The following is a 23,764-nucleotide window of genomic DNA, read 5'->3' as shown; positions in this document are numbered from 1 at the left end:
TTACGAACTCGCTATTCAGCAGTTGCACTCTCTTGATGAACGTTCGCTTCAAACTCCAATATGTCACCCGGTTGGCAGTCTAACACTTCACACAACTTGTCTAGTGTCGATAACCTTACCGCTTTGGCCTTGCCATTCTTTAACACCGACAAGTTGGCTTCAGTAATCCCAACCTCTTTTGCCAATGTCTTTAATCGCATTTTTCGCTTGGCCATCATAATGTCTAAATTAATGCGGATAGTCATGACAAGTCCTTTAAGTCGTTTGGCTGTGCTCATCAGCCAGAATATAACCTTCTTTCATCACCCATGAGATGATCAAAATAATTATACCTAATATAAGTGTCAAAAAGTCCATTCCCTCAAAACTAATCGCAAAGATACGCTCACCTGGTGGATTATTGAACGACAAAATCACTGACATCAATGAGCCATAGATAACGGAGCCGAATACCCAATAGAACAAGCTATACCCGAGCTTCTGGTAAGACAGTGCATTTTCTAGTGAGAAGATCTCGCCTCGCTCATAGTTGCGGAATAAACGTATCAGAACTACTAGTGCGTATATCAGGATGCTAGACATCGCTAAGCTTGTGAACGCAGCAATCATTCTTGTTGTCATATTAAGCGGCAACATCGTGTAACTCCCGATGTCATAAGTGAGATAAAAAATGCCTGTCGCACTTATAAAGTCATAGGGAGTCTCAACGGTTAACCAAAAGTAGCACACCATGATAGGAGTAAGTACAAGAAAGGACTGCAATAGCATACGGACACGTCGGCTTTGTTTTTGGATTTTAGACATAGTTAATGTTCCTGTTGAGTTGACAGGAGGATACTAAGATCAAAACAAACGATGATCAACAAAAAATTATCGATAAGCGATAACTTATTACTTATTTACAACATTTGACGAGTGAGACCCGCATAGTCCTTCATCTACACCACAATAATTTGGTCGATTGTGATCGCCGAATCACAATGTGCAGATATGATTGTTTATATTCAACTAAATTCAAATAGTTAAGATAAACATCATGTTACGAGCAACGATCGCATTACTCAGTGTTACTAGCTTCGCCGTATCTGCCAACGCACCTCTTCCTTCTGGTGAAGACTGGATCAATCATGCTACTGAAGGGTTAGCACCGTACTGGTTGATGCCTAGCGCTCAAGGGCAACCGATAGGCAACTTCCCTACTTTCCGCTGTGATGACGGTACCTTGCTCGATGTTTCCGATGTGTGCCCTGAGCTGAACAAAGGCTGGATCACGCCACATTTTGGCAAAGAATTTACGCGCATGAAGTCACGTCAAACCTATGCCTATGGCGTGCTCTACCATCTTACCGGAGACAAGCAGGCGTTAGAGTTAGCTAAGCAAGGTGCCTACTACATCATTGACCATCTTGAAGATACGCAAAATGGCGGCTTTATTGGCTACACAAAAGAGGGAAAAGCAGGCCAGGATTGGCAGCAACGTACCTCTCAAGATCAAGCGTATGCGTTGGTCGGCCTTGCCATGTACTACTACCTGACCCAAGACAAAAAGGTAGAACAGGCACTCATCGCCCAACAATCTTTTATCTTTGATAAATATCGGCTTAGCGACAACAGCGGTCTTGCATGGGTACTTGCTGACGGTGAGGATGGCAGTGCAGAACGACGCGAGCTTGTCGCACAACTTGATCAAATTAACGGTTACATGTTGTTAGTCGCCCCTCTACTGCAAGAGCCTGTTAAATCAAAATGGCTTGATGACTTACACTGGCTCACGCAAGCCATGATTGATCACTATCACTCTGAAGATGAACATCGATTCTACGGTGCAATTCACGACAAAGCAGCGATGATGCCGAATGCCAATCACAACGATTTTGGGCACACTATCAAAGCGTATTGGATGACCTACCTAACCGGTCATGCATTAGAAAATGCAGAATGGTCGCAGTTTGGTTTGGGTGGCATGAAACACACTCTCGCTCAGGCGCAATATCAAAAAGACTTTGCCAATGTATCCAACTACTTTGGTGAGCAGCTTCAGAGCGCATGGAAAGGACAAGAGATTACTGGCTGGCAAAGCAGACCGAACACAAACTGGGCTTCATCATGGGAATGGGCAGAGCTCGACCAAGCTGCGATGACGGTATCGCTTATCGATGGTTCAATGAAAGAAACCCTACAATACACCTTACCTACCTTTCATGATGTGTGGGTTGATCATCAATACGGAGGCGTAGGGCTTGAACCTAAGCGCACCAAGGCTTTTCATTGGGGCAATGGCTACCATCAATTTGAGCACGCTTTGATTGGCTATTTATACGCTCAGCAAGTTGCTGCTAAGCCAGCAACCCTTTACTACGCTAGAGAAGCTAACAGCGAAATGCCAATGGAACCGTATTACTATCAAGGAGATGTAGTTAAGCTGGAGAATCAAGGCGATGGAACGCAGAAGGTCAGCTTCAATAACATTCGACCTTAGCGTGGGGGCGCTCTGAATAAGCGGACTAACAGCAAAGCCTGAAAAGCAATTTTCAGGCTTTTGAATGACTACTTTCTTTTACCCTGCTCAACCAGCTTTTCATTCCATGCCGTGTTACCGTCACGCTTGGTCACATCATATTCAGAACAGAACTGAGAGATGGTCATGTTGCTGTCGCCAGTAGCAAGTTTGAGAGCCAACTGAACTTGTTGAAGCTTGCTTTGCAAACGCAGGATCTGACCTGCATTTGGGCTTTTCTCTTTGGCATATTTTAAAGCCGCATGTTTGCGTTCTGCCGCGCCAGCTCTACGATCCGCTTCTGATAACAGATACTTTAACTGCGCAACACTCTTGCCCTTCTTGAAGGCAGGATCAAGCAACTCAACGCATTCATCAAACGATGGTTCGATAACGTATGGGTCAACTTTATGAGCTTGTTGGCGCATCCATTCGAGTGCGAGTTTTTCATCTGACATAATTACATCTTTACCAAAGAAACAGCCCTATATGGTATCGCTCAATAGCGAATGGCTGCAATAGCAAATTAACTTATCTCAAGTCTTTAAATACATTGCTAAAGAAAGTATTGGTGCCACGCATCAAGAAGCACCCTCTCTTCAAATATTGGCGTTAGAAACTAAATAAGAGCTAATCACACCGTTAAAATTCGCCAAACCAAACGCAAGAAAAACGAAATTAAAAACATTTAAATCAATAGCTTATTGATATTAACCCGTGTAATTCACCCGTCAAATTACACGACTTCTTTGCACTCTTTCATAGTTTTGTACATTACTCATTCTAGCCAATAAAACTCACCTACTTTGTTTATATGCATGGGTAAACATATAAGTCAGAGCAATGAAAAGACGTACATTTTTGAAAAGCGTAGCAGGGGCTGCCTTTGTGCCAACCCAACTTTTGGCTTCGCAAGACAACACCCCTTCCTTATTTCCGGTCTCAATTATGCAAGCTGGGCGCAGCGCAACCTCGGGAGATTTGCACCTTATTAGTGGAGAGTTGCCAGCTGATATCCATGGCCATGTGTTTTTTTCTGAAGGAATACCATTAGAGCCAGACCACCTGAGTCCGAACGGTCGCGGCGCTCTAACCCGTCTCGACTTTTCGCCAAGCAAAGTTTCTTTCTTGCGTAAGATGATTGATACCCCGTCAGCCATCATGCAACAGCATATCTCGTATGGCTATGACAGCTTTAAACTACTTGGTGGTATGGCTTATTACAGCCCGACGATGGGATTCGTCAACTATTGTAATACCGCGCCCAACTACCTAGGTGACAACCGATTCGCGCTCAGCTACGAAGGTGGGGTTCCCTACGAATTTGATGCGCTCAGCTTAGACCTGATCACACCGATTGGTCACTATGATGAGTGGCAGAGCAGTCTTCCACCTTGGATGAGCCCTTTTATTCCTGACAAATGGCTGTTTCCACAAGTACGTACCACAGGCCATCCATATTTTGATCTCGAGTCGGATGAATGTTTCACGATTAACTACGGTGGAAACATTTCCAACACGGGTACTAAAAATGGATTTATACGGCTTTTGAAATGGGATAAGCAAAGCCCTTTACAAGGCTGGAACATTATTGGTCGTAACGGTAAGCCCGCCTTTATCGTCGCAACCGCTCACTCGCTGGGTGTAACGCGCCACCACATCCTCGTATTTGAAACTGCAGCGCAAGTCGAACCATTACGTATGCTCAGTATATCGTCGGTTTATGCTCAGCAACATCGAACTCCAACTTGGATAATTCGCAAGAAAGATCTCAATCCCGAGTTCAATTATGTGGTTGCCGACTACCTAGAACTGGATTTCGATACCTCAGACATCATGTGTAACTACGATGACCATGAAAACGAAATCACCCTATATGGCCAATACCTAGGAGCGATGGACAAATCGGAGCCCCAATACACACGCGATAAGCGATTATTTGGTGGAAGAACTCCGAGTCAATTGGCAGGTTATCCGGCAGCACCTATTGATGTCGGCGGCTTAGTACGCGCAAGGATCCAAGTTCAGTCACAATCCGTTCGACAGATAAATGAAGACTTCAGGCTGATACGAGACGACCAACTTTTTTGGGATATGAATGATCCCGCGTACCGTGGACACTTCCAGTTCCCAGAGCAATTTGAACATATTTATTGGGCTGCCGTTGGCTATCGCAAAGACCATGTCATTAAGCGTGTCGCAGAGGCGTATGAGCACTACCCCAATAGAAGGTTCACCAACGATTCATTACCTGAAACCGACCAACCCTCGGCTCTCGTGCACATGGACTGCCTTTCGATGAATCTCGCCGATGCGTATCAATTTCCCTCAGATTGTGTGATGCGAACACCTCAGTTTATGGCTCGCCCTAACAGCACCGCTCAAAACGACGGCTACATATTCACAGCCGTGGTTCGTAGTCACCCTACTCATGGCATTGGAAATGGCAAAGAGATCTGGATCTTTGACGCACAAAACTTAGCACAAGGCCCATTAGCGATCTTAGGGCACCCGCAACTCAACTTTGCGACTACGAATCATGCGCTCTGGGTGGCAGAGATAGGCCCGAGACCTGCCGATGCCTATAAAGCCAACGTAGGAGACTTCTTCAGTTCACGTTTATCAAGTCATCGCAGCGCTGTTCAAGAAGTCATTCAACAACACATTCTGCCTCGATTTGGCTAATCCATTCGATGAAGAAAACCACCTTTAAAAATCAACTTCGACTAAACCACAAGGAAGTCTTAATGAAAATAAAAACCATGGTACTTGGTAACGCTTTGCTTGCTGCCGTAATGGGGACAGCTTTCTCTCTTCATTCCAATGAGCCGGAAAGAGAGATTTCGAACTACCAAGGAACATACACTTGCCACCCCGAAGCGATCTACGACCCAAGTTCTATTGATGAAGTACAAAACATCGTCCAAGACGCTCTGATACGCGGTAAAAAAGTGATGACGGGAAATCGCAAGTTCGCAAGCCAAATCGATGCCGCTTGTGCCGGTGACGACCAAGTTCAAATCACTCTGAAGAATATGAATAAGATCGTCCACTTCGATGCAACAAATAAGACCGTCACCGTTGAAGCTGGTATGCGGTTCAACGATCTCAATGACTTCTTACGCGGGCAAGGTTATGCGATCAACATGGTGACGGAGTTAGCTATCTTTACCGTTGGTGGCATGCTGGGCAGTGGTACACACGGCTCTACATTAGATAGACCAAGCAACATGCTCGCTGACTACGTTACCCAGCTTAAAGTTGTTGATGGGCAAGGCGAAGTCAGAGTACTTGAGGGCGATTTACTGGACGCCGCAAGAGTGAACCTTGGTGTGCTTGGCGTAGTGGTTGAAGCGACATTAAAGCTTGAAGATGCCTTTAAAGTGAAAGCAGAAGTCACCGGTTATCGAGATGATTCCAACCTTGAAGACGTAATACTGGATATTGCACACAACAACTACTCAGCGAACATCGCATGGTTCCCCGGTCTAGGGCGTTACACCACAACACTTTACAACCCCGTTCCAATCGAGACAGAAGGCCAAGCCTACAATGCACAAGCCGATGTCACGGATGCTGAGGAATTTTTCTTCGGGCTACTGTTTAATGCCGCACACGAATTCCCAGGTGCTGGTTTGCAATGTCTTGCTGCCGTCGCTCGTTACAATGGCCGAGCAAAGTCCTACTTCAGAGACAGTGTCACAGGTAAGGCAGTTGATGAACCTATCGGCTATTCTGACCAAATGCAGTACTTCGAATGCAAAGACCCGAACAAATGTATCTGGGATCGTCTGCCTATCGCGCTTCAAGAAGTCGCTATCGACATTGAACGCCTGCCAAACTGGATCAATGATGTCCGCCAAATCGTCGATGCTCACCCACGTACTTGCTTCCCGCTCAATGGTATTTACTTCCGATTTGGTAAAGCTTCCGACAGTTATTTAGGAATGAGCGCAGGACGAGATACCGCTTTCGTCGGCATTGAATACACACTACGTAAAGAGGGCAAGAAAGAGCCTAAAAACTACTTCGTGAACCTAGAAATCGAGCAAATGTCGCTACGAAAATATGATGCGCGACCACACTGGGGTAAAAACTCAGTCGCTATTTTTGAGGACATGCCCTCTCGCTTCCCGATGTGGCCTGAGTTCTTGCAAGCCAAAGCGGAGCTGGACCCTTTCGATACCTTCACCAACCCATTCTGGGAGCGTGTGAGTGGTGAAACGCCATTAGAAGATTATCTAAAACCAGGATGTAACGTGCGCGGCGAATGTTACTGTGAAGAAGATGCTCACTGCCAATCAGGGACGACTTGTCAGTCAGGGCTCTACTTCACTGACGCACGCATATGCCGAAAATAACCGGCTCGTCAGGCATATAGCACTGTGCTCTATGCCTGACACTCGCTTTTCCAAAAGATTCAACAAAGGACATCACTTCAATGAACCTCTGCCAACTACTGCGTTTAGGGCTAGCATGTTGCTGCCTGTTCGTAGCACAAGGGTTTGCTACCACACTCGAGGATATACGCCCTCATACTCCATCATCGCAACAAACTTGGGCTGAACAATGGTTCTATAATATCGCCGTCCCAGAGGTCGGCTACTTTAAAGTCAGCCTACAAACCTACATTGCTCCAGACTTTTCTGACCCAACGCCTAAGGCATACGTGCATCTCGCGTTTACACCGGTCAACGGCAAGACAGTGAAATACGACATCTTTCGTGATGAGTTAATCCTCCGTGGTTTTGACGACTCGGAACAGTTCCATTACGAAATACCGGGGATTGTCGTCGCCAATAAAGAAACACTGAATGTAACTTTCGAAGACTTTCAATTCTCGATGCGTTGGGATGGCGAACATGCTCATTATTGGCGTGGCAGAAATCCGGGACAAACGCCTTTCGGTATTATTCCTGAATTGCCGGGAGTCGGAGGTAAATGGTTTCTTTACACCGTTGGCACGCCGATTCAGTACAGTTTCTACGATGGTGAGCAATCTCTGTTTGGAAGCGGATACGCTCAGCTTGATAAAGGGTGGTACGACAAAGAGTCTAGCGCAGGAATGATCTACACCATGGGACTTTCTGATGAACTCTACTACATGTTTACAGGCGCAAAAGTTGGGAGTTCTAATATTGAACTGTGGGCTGGCCGCTATATCTCACCTAATTATGACCTGATCTTCTACCCGGCGATTGGCAATATTTCACTGAAAAGAGAGGTCGATTCCTGCGCAGGATACTTAAAATTCGAAATGAACAAAATTAAGTACAAGATGGTCATGGAAGTAAAATCCGAACTGGAAAGCTTTTACCCGTTAGCCTTCCCTTCTGTAATTATCTTTGGCGGAGAGCAGAAGTACATGAAATCAATGAAGGCTTCGGTCAATGTTTCTTTATACGAGCACAACGTTTTGGCCGAAACCATAGAGATGCCGCAAGCCTTGTTGGAATTCAGTGGACCTTTCTATTGCGATGCCTTGGATGATATTCAAAATGCATCACTGTAGATCGGTTTGAATACACAACAGGTGCTTCAAACAAAACAACAACGGAGTAGTACTTTCTTGGTGCTACTCCACAACTTAACACCTTCCAATCAGTTCCAGTAACCCCAAAAGACTCACCTTTCATGCAGACGTAATGGTAGCTCACGAAACGGATAATTTTCCTGATCGATAAAAAGCCCATGTTCGTACATATAAGCTCATAAAACGCAGGTTCATTTAATCAAGTAGGAAGAGAAAGATATGAAGGACATGACCCTTTCAAGACAAGATATCCAAACAATGGATCAGCGAGAACGCGCTCGCTTAATCAACTCCTTATCAGGATTCAAAAGCGCCAACCTAATTGGTACGTGCGATAAACAAGGGCTAGAAAATCTTGCTGTGGTGAGCTCTGTTGTTCACCTAGGGTCGAATCCACCTTTGCTTGGCTTCATAGTCCGACCAACAGAAAGTCGCCGCCATACATTAGAGAACATCTTAGAAACTCAGCACTTCACCATCAATAGTATCGGTGCTGACTTTGTTCAAAAAGCCCATCAAACTTCCGCTCGTTATCCTAAATCAATCTCCGAATTTAACGCAGTTGGTCTCACGCCCTATTACGATGATGTATTATCTGCTCCATTTGTTTTAGAAAGCAGTCTCAAAATAGGGTTAGTTTTGAAAGAACAGATATCGATTGAAAGCAATCAAACGCAAATGTTGATTGGAGAGGTCATTACGATTCAAGCACCCAAACGTGCCGTGATGCCGGATGGCTACCTTGATTTAGAAGCGCTAGATTTAGTCACGATTTCAGGGCTAGACAGCTACCATGTCACGCAAAGGCTTCACCGCTTAAGTTATGCCAAGCCAGACAAGTCTCTATTTCCGCTGACTCACGAAGGCACCCCAACCTCGTGGGAAGCTTTCGAACACAACCTAACTCATTTTGTTCGGTAATTTACTCACAAAGGTGCTAACTTTCGTTCTTAAATACGGTTCATAACGGTGTGTTTTAAGAATATGGTTCAATGCCCAGCATCCGATAAAAACGCTCCACTTAATTTCCACCTAACCTCTTTCTCCAAGGACCCCTTTGAAGTTAGCTCACTTTAAATACAAAACGCGCAAAGGCCCAAACTACCGACATGGCGATCAGGTGTCTTTCATGGACATCAAACAGACCTTCGGTATGGGCAGCATTCGTGTGGGCGCTTGGGTAACAAAAGAAGAGAAAGAGCTCGCTGCGAATCTGATATTCGATTCGCTAGCAGATTTGGCTTACATCTTGGCTTTGCCACCAGAAGCAATTGGCTTGCGTGGCACATTAGGCTTAGCGTTCGGCAGTGGTGGCAGAAAGGGTGTACAAGCACACTACGCGCCAAACCAAAGAGAATTAGCCCTCGCTAAAAACGCAGGGGCAGGTGCGTTAGCGCATGAGTTCTGGCATGCGTTTGACCACTACATTGCTGAAAAGGCGTTTGAAATTGGTGATACCTCAGGCCCTCGAAAACACATTTTGTTCGCCAGTGATTGTTGGTTACACGATAGAAAAGTAAGACCTCATTCATTAAACGAAAGTTTGATGTCTCTGTTTGACGCCACATTGCTCAGCGACAACAACTTAGATAAACACGATTACGTGGCGCGCAGCGTTATTGCCGACAAAGCGATGTCTGCTCGTTACTTCTCCTTGCCCACAGAGATGATGGCGCGAGCTTTTGAGTCGGTGATTGAATCCTGTTCAGAGATCAAGAACGCTTATCTAGTCGATGGCACAACCAAGCCTGATATGTACCCCCTCTATCCAGACCTCACGCATAGAGAGGAAATCTACAACGCGATACAAGGGTACTTTGCACCGCTAGGCCGCTCTTTAAGTAAATCGCGCTAAGACAAAACATGGCGCCTTCCTTACAATCAGAGGTTAAGCCAGCACCCCGAACTGGATATATAGAAGCGATAACCAAATAAACTAATCCACTTTCAAAATCTGAGCGTTTGGCCGACACACCAAACGGCTGTAGAGTGAAACCATCACCACTTACTTGCCCGTATGGCGAATAACCTCGTTGGCTGAGTCTTTCGCCTGCTTGGTCAAACACACCATAGACGTGACCGAGATGGTTAGTCATGTAATAGATATTTTGCTGGCTCTGCTGACGCATTAATAACCCAGCGACACCGCCTTTTCTATCTGGTCGCCATATATTGTTTGCTAATACGCTGTTCTCGCTGTCACACTCTTGAAGCTCAATCAGGCCTAAGCGAACAAAGCGTTTCTCTAAGGTTTTAATATTGCTTTCAAAACGCTGATACACTCTTAGAAAATGATCGTGACCATACTCAAATCGTTCCTCAATCTGAGTGCCACTTTTCTCAAAACGAATCGCGGTCAGTCTGTTCTCAGCATCATAGTCTGTGACAAATGGAATCTAATTTGGTAAAAGGCCTCGAATCAAATTCCCATCAGCATCGTAACCAAAAGCGTCGCTGTTGCCATCTCAAGAGGAAATTTGGTTAAGCATAGTACCAATTCGCCAATATAAAAGAGGCAAATACGAGCAATGCAGAGTACTTATTATACCTGTCATAAAAGGAAGCAAAAAAACCAAGTGCGCATACTAAAGATATTAGTAAACTACCTATTTCATCAACGATATAATCATTGTTATACCCCATCAATACTGTTAAGTGAAAAACAGAATTGACTAGACAAAAAATTCTAAATAACAACCACATATTGTTCATAAATAATAACCAAAAAAGACAGCAATGAAATAAGAAATGACCAGTTAATGGTTAGTCGCAACCTTTCCCTAATCAAAATCCCTTGTTCATTCAAAAACTCTTTTTTACTAAACAGCATTGTGAAGTCTCTAGGGCCAACTTTACCTTTGTCAGTTCTAAACATTTTTAAAATAAGTGGGGAAAGAAACAGTACAACTCCACATATAAAGGATGACAATGGAAAAACAAAGCGAAAAATTTCTAAAACACTCAACTTGTTGTTACTCCTATCTTAAAAAACAAATCCACCGTATACATTTACACTCCCTCCAACTGAAACATTCAAATCGTTGACTCCCATCGCATCTGTAGCAAGGTCTAGGTCAAATAAACTATTATCTTTCGATTCACTCACATCCAAACCATCCGACTCTGTTTTACCTCCTACACCGATTCCTCCGATTTTTACATCCCATTGCGCTCTTACTCCACCATATGGGCCGCATTTATCTCTATCATTATTACCATTTGGGTCAACACTTAACTTTCCTCCCATGCCAACACCTAGCTCTCCTTCAAACCATTGCTTTCCTGATTTAGGATCATACCCATAGGTAACCCCACCACCAACCCCACCTGGGTAGTAGCTAACCGTTACAGAAAATCTACCATCCGGATCCACATACCCTAACGGGTCACCATCCACATACGCATAGAGGTTAATCCCGCCTTGCTCTTGCAGTGGGTCGCGGTTTAGCCAGCGGCCCAAGTTTGGCATATAGAAGCGATAACCAAAATAAACTAATCCACTTTCAAAATCTGAACGTTTGGTCGACATACCAAACGGCTGTAGAGTGAAACCATCACCACTTACTTGCCCGTATGGCGAATAACCTCGTTGGCTGAGTGAGTCTTTCGCCTGCTTGGTCAAACACACCATAGACGTGACCGAGATGGTTAGTCATGTAATAGATATTTTGCTGGCTCTGCTGACGCATTAATAACCCAGCGACACCGCCTTTTCTATCTGGTCGCCATATATTGTTTGCTAATACGTTGTTCTCGCTGTCACGCTCTTGAAGCTCAATCAGGCCTAAGCGAACAAAGCGTTTCTCTAAGGTTTTAATATTGCTTTCAAAACGCTGATACACTCTTAGAAAATGATCGTGACCATACTCAAATCGTTCCTCAATCTGAGTGCCACTTTTCTCAAAACGAATCGCGGTCAGTCTGTTTTCAGCGTCATAGTCTGCTTCAAAAGGAGTCTCACCTGGCAATAAGCCTTGTACTAAGTTTCCATCAGCATCATAAACAAAAGCGCTGCTGTCGCCATCCCACGAGGAAATTTGGTTAAGCGAATTGTACGTGGCTTGTGTTTGTGGGCGCTCTAGAAGGAGCGGTTCGTTAGACTCTAATTGGGTGAGTTTACCTGCAACGTCAAAACCGAAAACAAACTTGCCGATTGTATTCACGCCTTTTCGGTATTCGAGCTTGGAGAGATCGCCAATATTGTCAAAGCTCAACACTTGCTTGATACCATTGGGGTAAGTTAAGTCAGCCGAAACATTATCAGGCGAATCATCGTAGGTGAGTTCAAAGACCTGTTCCAGTGCCGAAACTTGCTTTAGTCGACCCAGAGCGTCGTACTTGTACTCACCGTTGTTATCTCCATCCAACATCAATGAAGACAATCGATTCAACTTATCAAACCCAAGTTCAATGGTATCGTTGTCCCAAGGGCCATCAATGCTCTCAACTTTACCGTCCGAGAAATAAGAATATTGTGTCAGACCTTGGCCATCAGAGACTGATGCCAGCTCTCCCAACGAATTATATTGATAGGAAACTTCTGGTGTAGCGTCGCCATAACTTACACGAGTCAGTTGGTTATTTTCATTGTAATGAAAAGACTTTTTAACGCCTCGAGCATTAGTGGTGCTGTTGATATAACCTTGCTGGTAATCAATTTTTAGCGCGCTGCCATCTGCGTAACGCTTCGTTGTAAGCTGACCCACGGCGTTATATTCAAATTCTGTTTTATTTTGATTGGCGTCAATTAAAGCCGTAGTGCGTCCTGCAGCATCTCGTTTTAACCGTGTAACGCCCAACATAGGGTCAATAACCGCTACCAGTTGCTTTGCTGAATTATATTGATATTGGTAAGTTCGACCTCCCGGAAGGGTTTCGCTCTCTACAAGACGAGGACAACTCCCATAAACAATCTCAGTATCACGATTTCCCTCTCCGCTGACATGAGTGAGTTGGTTAATTCGGTCATAACGATACTGCGTGGCGTTACCATGTATATCAATAACTTGTGTTACGCGCCCTAGCTCATCATATTGATATGACGCCAGCGCCTTACCCTGACTAACAATCGAGTCGAGTCGCCCAGATGAATAACCAAAGTCGACAACGTTACCGTCAGCAGCCGTTACTTGTAATAACTGCCCTTGGTCGTTGTATTTATAGCGAGTTTTAACACCGTTTAAATTAGTAGCACCAATCAGTAAGTTATTTTGGCTGTATTCAAAACCCTTTTCGCCTGTCGGCGTGACAGCTTTAATTAAGTTTTGACGATCATCGTAAACATAGATCGTGCTGTTATTGAGCGTATCAGTAAACTCCACAACTTTACCAAACGAGTTATTGCGATACTTTACGGAATTACCATCTGAATAAACAGTTTTGGATAGATTACGATTTTGATCGTATTCGAAACGAGTCCATGTACCATCCGGTCTAGTAACCTGTTGAACACGAGAATAACCTTTGGAGAACCGCTGATAGTCATAGACAGTTTTAGGAACGTCGGGTTGGTCATTGTTAACATTAACATCCACGTAATTGATGTAGTGCTCTGGTGAGATGTACCACGCTTTGCCTGTTTCTGAGTTGTAGAAAAACTCCTCTTTATAACCCAGCGGATTTATCGCAGTCACTCGGCTACTCATTCCCATTGGGTCACCAGGTGCTGGATATTCATCTACCCGATTTGAATCAGCGTTGCCTAGCTCAACAATAAATTGGGTTTGTCCCTTAGCATCAGTGATTGACGAGATTATCCCCATCTCATCATAAGTGATATCTGCGGAGTACCCTTGCATGTCCTCAAGCGAGATTAATTCACCTTTCTGGTTATAGTTGAAGTGAGCTTGATACCCCGTCGGGCCTTTCACCGAGACAATTTGCTTGGCCTGGTTATAACTAAAAGTCAGAGATTGATCTAATGCGTTAGTCACACTCGTTAACTGGTCGTCTTGGTAAGCAAACTTAAGTGCGTTACCGCTTTGATCGACCGTGGAACTTAATCGGTAGTCGCCACTTTCCACGTGAGTGAACGTTTTGTAACTGCCGTCAACGTAAGTCGCCTTAATCACGCCATCTTCAACACTCAACCGAGGCAGCAAAGTCGCTTCTCCTGACAGAAGCGATTGTGAATTTAAAACATAGTTAGTACCAATTTGTTGGTATTCATCGACGCGTCCTGTTCCCGCAAACAGAACTAGCGAATTAGATTCATTCGGTTGGGTTATATAGTCACTGTAACTATGGGACCATCGAGAACCAACCGAATTATTTGTATTTTCTTTTCCAAGCGCATTGTAAGTTAATGTGAATTCAATATTAGGTCCATACGCCGAATCAAACCAGATTGGCGTATCTTGAACAACGAGGTTGAGATTATTGAAGTCAAAGTGCCATATTGGTGCTCCTCTCGGAGAATGGCAATCATCTCCTGATTCCCCCCCTTTTTGAGCTTGACCTTGACCTTGTTCGTATGAACTATTTGGCCCTAAAGGGCCTGTAGGTGGTTCAACAGCAGGCGCACACGACTGCAGTAACGCTAACAATACGATTGCAAGCGCGACAAAAATTGCCAAAAGCATCTAAGTTTCCTTAATCGGATTTATGGGTTTAACGGAGTTTCAATTAGAAGGCTTTCTGCCGAGAGTAACGCATCTAACTTATTGGTAGCTTTGTTCATTATCAAAGGACCCAATCTGAATTCGAAATCGTAGTGCATAGCAAGTGACGACTCAGGTCCACTCGACACCTTCGACCTACGATTTATTAATTCTTCATCCGTAAGCGCTCGGTTCCAGAGTTGCACGTTGTCAATCTGAGCATTTACAGGATAAGCCCCCCCAAATGTAATAGGCTCCGTACTCTGCCCGCTAAAACGAATATTCGATAAGGTCCCAACTAACTGACCATCAATATATGCTTGAGCGTTAGGGGCTTGGTATCGAAGAGTAAAGTGATACCATTGTTCACTATTTAAACTAGCACTATTATTTCGACTTTCATCACCAACGCCGTAACTCAAATCACCGTTTTTATTTAAACCAATGTAAAAACGATGTTTATTATTGTCATCAGAACCAACGTACTGTAATAGCCCCTTAAGTTGGTTAAACTTGATATCAAACATTAATGTTTTGTCTTCAGAATTAGGATAAATCCCCGTTACAACGTGGCTATTTTTGTTACCATCCAATTGCAGTACACCACTCGATATAGATATACCTTGCTCTCCTTGAGCCAACTTTACTGCTTTGTACCAATCAGTAAATGAGTACCAATTGGTGATACCATCACTATTGCTATCTTTGTTGCCATCCCTAACACGCAAAGCGCTCCCTTCTTCAAGCTCAAACCCATCGAACATGCTATCCCCATCTATATCTGGATCGCATGCAGAGACAAGTATTTCTAATTCTTGTCGATCGGATAATCCATCGTGATCGGTATCGTTTGTTGTGGCATCAACACACATTTTCGCTTCAACGTAATCCGGGATAGTATCTAAGTCAGTGTCATTGACTTGATGACTTTCAAGCTCAATATCATCGACCAACTTTAGGTCGAATTGATCATTGGCGTGATTTTTTACCCATTCTCCTTTCACCGACGAAAAGTCATAAGACGCGATTAAACCCTCGATATGCTCCTTAGGATGCAGCGCCATGAAGCGGTGGAGTTCTGGTTCAGACAAGGCTCTGTCCCATATCTGCACGTTATCAATAAGGCCAGTGTAAAAATCAGAAGCCATTCCCGACTTATTCAAAGCGCCCAACCAAAGTGCATGTTCGAAGGGGGCAGAAATCGTCGACCAAGAACGTATTGTTTCTTTTGTTAATTGTCCATTGAGGTATAGTTGAATATGATCATCATTTATGACTAACGCGATGTGGTTCCAATCATCCGTCGAGTATTCCGCCTCTCTAAAAGAATAACCACTCGATTTGTCTTCACCCCATGCGAACTTCTTCTGCGCATACTGAATTCCAACGTAATAATGCTGGTCGGCAGTTTCACTTACACCGGATAACTGTGATTCTTCACTGGTTGATTTAAACCAATACATTAAGGTTGAATCACCGTTTTCTGGGAAGAAAGACGTAATTGCATAACCTTTACTCGCCGACAAGGCGCCAAATTCGACCACTGTTTCAGGCAATTGCTCTGTTTGTATCTTTCGATATTCATCCCAGTTGGAAATACCGTTGCCATTGCTGTCAAAATTAGCATCAGTAATCAAGCCATCACTACCGTGAGAACGCTCAAAGTCATCCGTCAAGCCATCATTATCACTGTCAGGATCGCAAGGGTTAGTAATCAAAATGAATGGTTTGCCAACTGAGAGTTCATCACCATCATTAACGCCATCACCGTCGCTATCAGCCGTTAACCCATCAGTACAAAAAGCTAACTCTAATCGGTTTACAAGGCCATCGCCGTCAGTATCTTCGTCTGTTGGCTCAGCAACTAAGTAAGCGCCTTGCGTTAATTTGAGATCGTATCGTCCTGTTGCTTTATTTTTCACCCAATCACCTTGGGAGTGAGTAAAGTCATACCATGCAGCAAGATTGCTATCCGAAGCTTTGGGCGCAGTAAACATATACTGGTAAATTTCAGTTGCGTTTAATGACCGCTCCCAAATACCAACATTATCAAGTAACCCCTTCATATGTTCTTTAGAGAAGCCTACATCATTAACGGCTCCAAGGTAGGTGGCCCACACATTCGGTAAGTCTGCGCGCGTTGGGTATTTTTCATCTACGAGTTGCCCGTTAAAGTATAATTTTGCTTTTCCTTGATTTGACAAGACGAGAGCTAAATGTGCCCATTCATCCGAATTAAGTTTTGCGGCAGTATATGATGTGCTGCGCTCGTCACCATATTTTACTTTATCGTATGAAAAACCAAGTTTATGTGTATCCATGTTCCCTGATCTTTGCTCTTTACTTGGCTGATACTTAACCCAAAACATCAACGTCATGTCATGCGACAACGAGAAGTGATTGGTAATTGCGTACCCATTGTTATCCGTTAACTGCAAAGAACGTGAGGACTCAATGATGTCGTCTTGTGACAACTGTTCAACTTGATGCTGGGCGTAAGCTTCCCAAAGGCTCAAATTGGGATGATTTACAGAACTTTTCCCTGCGTTACTCTGAAGCGGATCACTGTTTTGTTCTAACTCAAAATCATCCGGAATATTATCCCTATCACTGTCCCATAAACAGGGGTCTGTAATTGTTAAATATTGGGAATTGACCCCATATTCCTGACCATCCAATAGACCATCACCGTCTGTGTCAGCTTGGGTTTCATCTAAACAGCTTGCAAGTTCTAACTTGTCATCCAACCCATCCTTATCTAAATCAACAAAAGGGCGATCTGCTGAAATTTTGGCGCCATGAACGAGCTTCAGATCGTACAGATTAGTCACTTCATTCTTGACCCAACCATTTTTAGTGTCGTCAAAGCGATACAACCATTCTAGGGTACTGTCTGACTCAGGATTCGGCGACGTGATCATAAAACGGCGGACTTCTTCACGTGTGAGTTCACGTTGCCACTTCATGACGTTATCCAATTTGCCATTCATATGTCGCCTAGCTAATCCTTCAAAATTGGCCGCGCCTAAGAAAAAGGGATAAGCAATCGACGTTAGAGTGTTCTTACTTAGCAGTGCTTGTTGCCCATTGACATAAAGCGTTGTGAACTCACCACCAATAGTCAATGCTATATGATTCCACTGCTCATTAACTAAGTTATGGTCATAAGCTTGCTCACCATACTTCTTAGTCCTATACATAACACCGTACATACTTTGGCCCAACGCTAGTGATGAGCTACTGTTCACATCCGTCACACCAGAAAGTGATTGATCGTAAACAAAAAGTTTTTCATCGGGTTTGTACCAAAACATAATAGTGACTGGGTGAGATGCCGGGTAGTAACCTGTAATGGCGTACCCTTTTGAACCTTCGACGTCGAATACTCCCGGCACAGTTTGCTCGCTGGCAGATTGAAATGCATCACTGCGGTTTATATATTCAACATACCTATCCCAGTTTGGCTTATTAACTTCAGCATTAATAAGATGGCCATCGGCTAATGTAGGGTTCATACCATTGCTAATTTCAAACGCATCATCAATACCATCATTGTCAGTATCAGAGGAGCAAGGGTTAGTGGTGAACTTTTGGCCATTGATAAGAAAACCTTGATTGAGTTCGTCACCATCACTAAGGCCGTCACCATCACTGTCTAACACTTCAGGATCAGTACAATAAGTCGCTTCAAACTCGTCGCTTAACCCATCTCTGTCACTGTCGTTAGTTTGCTCAGATTCAATGATATGTGCACCCTTCACCAATTTCAGATCATATTTCCCATTTGCCCTATTTTTAACCCAAGCACCAAGATGATTTGAGAAGTCATACCAAGCGACAAGGTTTTCGTTAGTGCTATCAGGACGCTTACGCATGTAATTGATTATATCCTTTTGGTTAAGAGCCTTATTCCAAAGCTGAATATCATCAACTTGACCATTTTGATGTTTCACATCCAAGCCTTTGTAATTAACCGCGCCAAACCAAAGTGTATAAGAGGACTCAAAATTTTTATTTCGTTTATCAATAATTTGCTCTAATTGCCCGTTAACAAAAAACTTTTGGGTACTTTGAGAGATAACAATCGCCAAGTGGATCCATTGACCTGATTTGATCGTAATATCTGATTGAAGTTCTTGATAATTTGAACGAACTAGCGGTTTATCATTTCCACTAACACCCAGGTAACTGCCTTTATACATATCAGTTTGTACACCACTAAATTGATCTAAACCCTGCTTGCTTGGCTTAAACCAATACATCAATGTAGTTTCGTCGGCGTTCTTCTCTCGTTGAATATCAGAAATTGCATAACCTAAACTGTTCGACAGGTTCAACTCACCATCTAAGTGTTGCACTTTTTTGTCTTGATCTAATAGGCGACTCACACTCTCTTCGGCATAGGTTTCCCAGTTGGCAATCTCTTTATCATTTAATACGTCAAGGTCATGTTTTGTTGGATCCATACCATTATCTTGCTCAAACTTGTCATCAATACCATCGTTATCGGTATCACTAATACAAGGGTCTGTAGACTTTAAAGATGCCAAGGGTGTCAGTTCATTTTTATCTAAAATTCCATCCTCATCACTATCACTACTATATACGTCTAAGCATTTCCCTAATTCAAAAGCATCAGAAAGGCCATCGCCATCACTGTCTCGTTCTTTGTCTTCTGGTTTTAAGCGAGTAACATCGGTCAACTTGAGATCAAAGCGACCACTCACTTGATTCATTACCCAGTCACCACGCGATTTAGAAAAATCATAGGATGCAACAAGCCCTTGAGTGTTTACTTGAGGCGCTTCGGTCATGTAGCGACGAACCTGATGTTGCTCCAGGGTTTGATTCCAAATCTGCACGTTATCAAGAATGCCATTCATGAAATATTTCGGCTGACTCGAATCATTCAATGCTCCGATCCATATCGCGAGTATCTCTTTTCTATTAAACCAAGTTGGCACACGACTCGAGTAAGCTAAATTTCCATCAAGATATACTTGTGTGGTATAAGTGTTAGAATCCCAAACGAAAGCAAAATGATGCCAATTATCAATAGTAATATTTGGGTTGACTCTCCCAAGATAAGAAGAAGTATTAATAATTCCTTTTATGGTGTTATTGAAATCGATTCCTAATTTTGTTTGGTGCCCCCCTTTACCGTTAAATCCAGAATATTGTTCGGATTTGTCCTTAGGTTTAAACCAGTACATTAAGGAAAAGTCTTCTTTATTATTCGACAATCCAGAAATAGCATAAGTATTGCTGCCTGCTACATCGAAGTGCCTATCTTCTTCAATAACCTGAACCTCACTGTCTCTCTTTTCAACATAAGAAACATACTTCTGCCAATAACTGTTCTTTGAACCTAAATTACTTTTCAGCGCATCGTTCAGCGCTGGATTCATTGAGTGGAGATACTCAAAGCCATCTGCAATACCATCGTTGTCAGTGTCCGCATTGCATGGATTGGAAGTCACATCTAACGATGAACCAATACCTAGCTCTTCACCGTCAGGAATGCCATCCGCATCACTGTCTGAGTTATAACTATCACTACACAGAGCACTCTCGAATATATCAGGTATACCGTCACTATCTGAGTCGATATAGTTTTCTTCAAGCTTCAACTTCGCTCCAGCCACTAGCTTCAGGTCAAACTTATTCGTTACTCTATTTTTGACCCATTCGCCGCGGCTTTCATTAAAGTCGTAAAAACCAAGTAAGTTATTACTTGTCACTCTGTCCAGACTAAACATGCTTTTTTCGACATCTTGTTTTGATAGCGCTACATTCCAAACACTAAGATTATCGATCACCCCCTCAATACTTTCTGGTTGCCAAGCTCGCTTGTGATGACGAGCACCAATCCAAAGGGCATATTGGCTGGCTTCTTTAAATGCCAAAGATCTCATCGTGTGTTTTAATTGACCATTAATATATATTTCTGCCACAGAGTTTAAATAGACCAAAGCGACATGCGTCCAATCCTCATCCTCAATCTTCACTTTACTTAACGTGACAGCTTTATTTCCAACACCGAACGTGACACTATTTTCTTGATCAATACCGGCATAGAACCGACGACCACTATCATCGTCACTACCCATTGTCTGTTGTTCGTGACTTTCAGCGTGTTTAACCCAGTAAGTCATACTCATTGCTTCACTACCTGGAGCAAACCCAGAAATTGCATAACCATTGGTATTTCTTACATCTAACAATCTGCGTTCGGATATAACTTCCAGTTGCTGTTGCTCATGTTTCTTCGCAATCCAATCAACATAATGCGACCAGTTATCTCCTCGATAGCTATCAACCACCATAGGATCACTGCCAGCTTCAACTTCATACGCGTCTTCGATTCCATCAAAATCACTATCTTGTAAGCAAGGAAGTGAGGTCATAATTATTGATTCACCAAAACGCATTTCTTGACTATCTAAAAGGCCATCATTATCAGAATCGGGGGTTTGCGAAGACATGCATAGCTTGTCTTCGATGTGATCGGGCAATTGGTCTCGATCACTATCTAGTGCAGAAAAAGTATAAATTGGACTTTTGGAGTTAGCGCCTTTTCCATCATGCGCGACAACGTTCCAATATCTAGAATGGCTATCTGAAATATGAGAAAAATCCAACTTTAGTGAAGTAGCTGTGATACCAGTTTTAAATTGACGTAATTTTCCTGGTTCATCGCCAAACCAAAAATCGTAATAGGAAGCGCCTTTAATTGGTAACCAAGTAAAAGTAATGGATTGTGACAAGTTTTTTATCGAATAATTATCCGGAGCAGTCAGTGTGATAGGGTTAAGGTCTGAAGAAAACTCGCCTTTGCTTATACTTAGACGATTACCAAGAGCATCAACAGCATAATAGTTAAATTCATTATCGGCTTTTTCATTGATTAATTCTCCACGTAGATTGTATCTATATTCTACTTGACTTGCATTAATGTAGAAAAAACCAAGGAAGAGATATAGCATCAACGTCTTTAATGAGATATTAATAAAAGTCACGAATAAAACTCAGGTTAGAATAATCATTGTTAAATGCTATTTAAAAACCTCACAAAATCCCAATCAATTTAATTTATATAGTTATAACTGTTAATTATAATCGAATCATCAACGTTATATTTATCGAAAGTTAATTACAAATCAAACAACGAGCAGTAGTTTATTGTTCTTTCTATAGGATAAATCACTAATACCTGACTTAAGCTTCAAAAGTGTTTATAGTCCAGACATACATTTCAACACACATGATATTAGAGGCAGTATTGATCAGTTGGCCATCTTTGGTAAAACTCGACGGTGACGATGAGCTTATTTACGTCGCGTCAGAACAAGATTTTCAGGCTGAATGCTCAGACATGATCTTGGGCGATGATGATCACCTCATCGACTCAGAGGGAGACAGCTACTCGCTTAAATCGCACTCGAACCAACTGTCTCTAGCTAAACGAGCAGACCAATATTCGGTTGAAAGCGTGACCAAACTGATTCGAAACCACGAGTTTCAGAAAGCTGAAGTGTGCCTGATGAAGATCCACTTTCTGACGATAGAAGAAGCGATTCAGTCACTGGCTTTTGAGCAACGTTAATAGCTCTCCTTAAAGCTAATAAACTAAACCTGTTAAAACAAAAACAGCGCCAATTTAGGCGCTGTTTTTCGTTGTTGTCTTGGCTATTTCAAAAAAAGAGTTAATACATTAAGCGATAAAAATCTGAGCCAGTGCATAACCTAAGCAACATGCGCCGACCACACCAATTAAACCAACCGACATGAATGAGTGGTTGAAGTACCACTTACCAATCTTAGTGGTACCAGACACATCGAAGTTCACCGTAGCGATATCTGATGGATAGTTCGGGATGAAGAAGTAGCCGTACACTGCTGGCATCAAACCGATAAGCAGCGCTGGATCCAACCCTAAACCAAGGCCAACAGGCAACATCATTCGTGCAGTTGCAGCTTGCGAGTTCACCACAACCGATACGATGAATAGCGCCAGTGCGAACGTCCATGGGTAGTTGGTCACCATTTCCACGATGCCAGATTTAAACTGAGGCATTGCGTATTGGAAGTAAGTATCCGACATCCATGCGATACCAAAGATAGCAATCGCTGCCACCATACCCGATTTGAATACCACGCCGTTTGGCACATCTCGCGGGTCAGTTTTGGTTGCCAGCAAGATGATACCGCCGAAGCAGAGCATCATCATTTGAATGATCACCGACATCTTGATTGGCTTGTCGCCGTCTACGATGGTTCTGATCTCAGGCACCATCGCCACGATAACAATCACGACAATTGACAGTAGGAAAATCAAAACCGCATTACGAGCCGAAGTTGGCAGCACTTCATCCAAAGACGTCGCTGTGGTGCTTTCGATACGCTTTTTCCACTCAGGATCTTTTAGACGCGCTTGGTATTCAGGATCATCGTTCAGCTCTTTACCGCGTTTCAAGCTATACAAAGAAAGTAAGAACGTACCAAACAGCGTTGCAGGCACCGTCACCATCAAAATAGAAAGCAGAGTAATAGAGTGTTGAATATCAGAAAGCTGCGCGAGGTAATACACCACAGCAGCTGAAATTGGCGAGGCAGTAATAGCCAGTTGAGACGCTACAGACGCCGCCGCCATTGGGCGCTCAGGACGAATCCCGTTCTTCAATGCCACATCACCGATGATAGGCATGATGGAATACACCGCGTGGCCAGTACCCAATAGGAAAGTCATCGAATAAGTCACAAACGGGGCTATCAAGGTGACGCGTTTCGGGTTCTTTCTCAGCACCCTTTCCGCCACTTGCAGCATGTATTTTAAGCCACCAGCCGCTTCGAGTATCGAAGCACAAGTAACAACGGCGAGGATGATCAACATTACGGTGACAGGTGGAGACGTTGGTGGCATCTTGAAGACAAACACCTCGATTACCAAACCAATACCAGAAACAACACCTAAGCCAATACCGCCATACCGAGACCCGATATAAAGGACGACTAATAAAAATAGAAACTCAAAATACAACATAAGCAACCCTGCTAAAAATGTGGACTAATGTTATTTTCTCCCTAAGCTCAGCCATTTACTTATTGCTTGGTCACACTATGATTGCAGGCTCC

The 23,764-nt window shown here is 43.3% G+C and carries 15 protein-coding genes; 7 read left to right on the top strand and 8 right to left on the bottom strand.

What is annotated here, in order from left to right:
• Positions 1 to 11: 11 nt before the first annotated feature.
• Positions 12 to 245: a helix-turn-helix transcriptional regulator gene (locus CWO08_RS07500; protein WP_061033049.1), complete on the bottom strand. Its 234-nt coding sequence runs from the start codon at positions 243 to 245 to the stop codon at positions 12 to 14.
• 10 nt (positions 246 to 255) lie between these two features.
• Positions 256 to 804, bottom strand: a complete 549-nt coding sequence (locus CWO08_RS07495) for a DUF2975 domain-containing protein (protein WP_102478520.1) — start codon at positions 802 to 804, stop codon at positions 256 to 258.
• 232 nt (positions 805 to 1,036) lie between these two features.
• Here CWO08_RS07495 and CWO08_RS07490 point away from each other — a divergent pair, with 232 nt between their 5' ends.
• Positions 1,037 to 2,479, top strand: a complete 1,443-nt coding sequence (locus CWO08_RS07490; RefSeq protein WP_102478521.1) for an N-acylglucosamine 2-epimerase — start codon at positions 1,037 to 1,039, stop codon at positions 2,477 to 2,479.
• 68 nt (positions 2,480 to 2,547) lie between these two features.
• Here the strand turns inward: CWO08_RS07490 and CWO08_RS07485 are convergent, their stop codons facing one another.
• Positions 2,548 to 2,955 carry a hypothetical protein gene (locus CWO08_RS07485; protein ID WP_061015626.1) on the bottom strand — a complete coding sequence of 136 codons (408 nt, stop codon included), beginning with the start codon at positions 2,953 to 2,955 and terminating at the stop codon, positions 2,548 to 2,550.
• A 385-nt stretch (positions 2,956 to 3,340) separates the two neighbouring features.
• On the opposite strand from CWO08_RS07485, the gene CWO08_RS07480 reads away from it, so the two are divergent.
• The 5 genes from CWO08_RS07480 (at position 3,341) to CWO08_RS07460 (ending at position 9,885) form a co-directional block, all read left to right on the top strand.
• Entirely contained in the window at positions 3,341 to 5,182 is a 1,842-nt protein-coding gene (locus CWO08_RS07480) for a carotenoid oxygenase family protein (protein ID WP_108020182.1), read from the top strand.
• A gap of 62 nt (positions 5,183 to 5,244) precedes the next feature.
• Positions 5,245 to 6,858 carry an FAD-binding protein gene (locus CWO08_RS07475; protein ID WP_102433424.1) on the top strand — a complete coding sequence of 538 codons (1,614 nt, stop codon included), beginning with the start codon at positions 5,245 to 5,247 and terminating at the stop codon, positions 6,856 to 6,858.
• 80 nt (positions 6,859 to 6,938) lie between these two features.
• Positions 6,939 to 8,009 carry a hypothetical protein gene (locus CWO08_RS07470; protein WP_102433425.1) on the top strand — a complete coding sequence of 357 codons (1,071 nt, stop codon included), beginning with the start codon at positions 6,939 to 6,941 and terminating at the stop codon, positions 8,007 to 8,009.
• 240 nt (positions 8,010 to 8,249) lie between these two features.
• Positions 8,250 to 8,951, top strand: a complete 702-nt coding sequence (locus CWO08_RS07465; protein WP_102433426.1) for a flavin reductase family protein — start codon at positions 8,250 to 8,252, stop codon at positions 8,949 to 8,951.
• A gap of 136 nt (positions 8,952 to 9,087) precedes the next feature.
• Positions 9,088 to 9,885, top strand: coding sequence for a CLCA_X family protein (locus tag CWO08_RS07460; RefSeq protein WP_108020181.1), 798 nt, complete (start codon positions 9,088 to 9,090; stop codon positions 9,883 to 9,885).
• Here the strand turns inward: CWO08_RS07460 and CWO08_RS24185 are convergent.
• From CWO08_RS24185 to CWO08_RS07435, 4 genes are all read right to left on the bottom strand, one after another.
• The gene (locus tag CWO08_RS24185) at positions 9,806 to 10,312 is read right to left on the bottom strand and encodes a hypothetical protein (RefSeq protein WP_258185280.1); all 507 of its coding nucleotides are present in this window, start codon (positions 10,310 to 10,312) and stop codon (positions 9,806 to 9,808) included. The two genes, CWO08_RS07460 and CWO08_RS24185, sit on opposite strands and share 80 nt — an antisense overlap.
• Before the next feature lie 701 nt (positions 10,313 to 11,013).
• The gene (locus CWO08_RS24180) at positions 11,014 to 11,661 is read right to left on the bottom strand and encodes an RHS repeat-associated core domain-containing protein (protein WP_258185279.1); all 648 of its coding nucleotides are present in this window, start codon (positions 11,659 to 11,661) and stop codon (positions 11,014 to 11,016) included.
• Positions 11,585 to 14,611, bottom strand: coding sequence for an RHS repeat protein (locus CWO08_RS24175; protein WP_258185278.1), 3,027 nt, complete (start codon positions 14,609 to 14,611; stop codon positions 11,585 to 11,587). Before CWO08_RS24175 ends, CWO08_RS24180 begins: the two co-directional genes overlap by 77 nt.
• Before the next feature lie 20 nt (positions 14,612 to 14,631).
• Positions 14,632 to 21,648, bottom strand: coding sequence for a LamG domain-containing protein (locus tag CWO08_RS07435; protein ID WP_146161754.1), 7,017 nt, complete (start codon positions 21,646 to 21,648; stop codon positions 14,632 to 14,634).
• A gap of 263 nt (positions 21,649 to 21,911) precedes the next feature.
• On the opposite strand from CWO08_RS07435, the gene CWO08_RS07430 reads away from it, so the two are divergent.
• Positions 21,912 to 22,235, top strand: a complete 324-nt coding sequence (locus CWO08_RS07430) for a DUF4144 domain-containing protein (RefSeq protein WP_102478899.1) — start codon at positions 21,912 to 21,914, stop codon at positions 22,233 to 22,235.
• A gap of 108 nt (positions 22,236 to 22,343) precedes the next feature.
• Here CWO08_RS07430 and CWO08_RS07425 read toward each other — a convergent pair whose 3' ends face one another.
• The gene (locus CWO08_RS07425; RefSeq protein WP_010432780.1) at positions 22,344 to 23,672 is read right to left on the bottom strand and encodes an anaerobic C4-dicarboxylate transporter; all 1,329 of its coding nucleotides are present in this window, start codon (positions 23,670 to 23,672) and stop codon (positions 22,344 to 22,346) included.
• Between the last annotated feature and the right edge of the window lie 92 nt (positions 23,673 to 23,764).

Source organism: Vibrio sp. 10N.286.48.B8 (assembly GCF_003050085.1).
In the GTDB taxonomy this organism is placed as follows: domain Bacteria; phylum Pseudomonadota; class Gammaproteobacteria; order Enterobacterales; family Vibrionaceae; genus Vibrio; species Vibrio crassostreae.
This window is presented reverse-complemented; position numbering and strand designations above follow the sequence as displayed.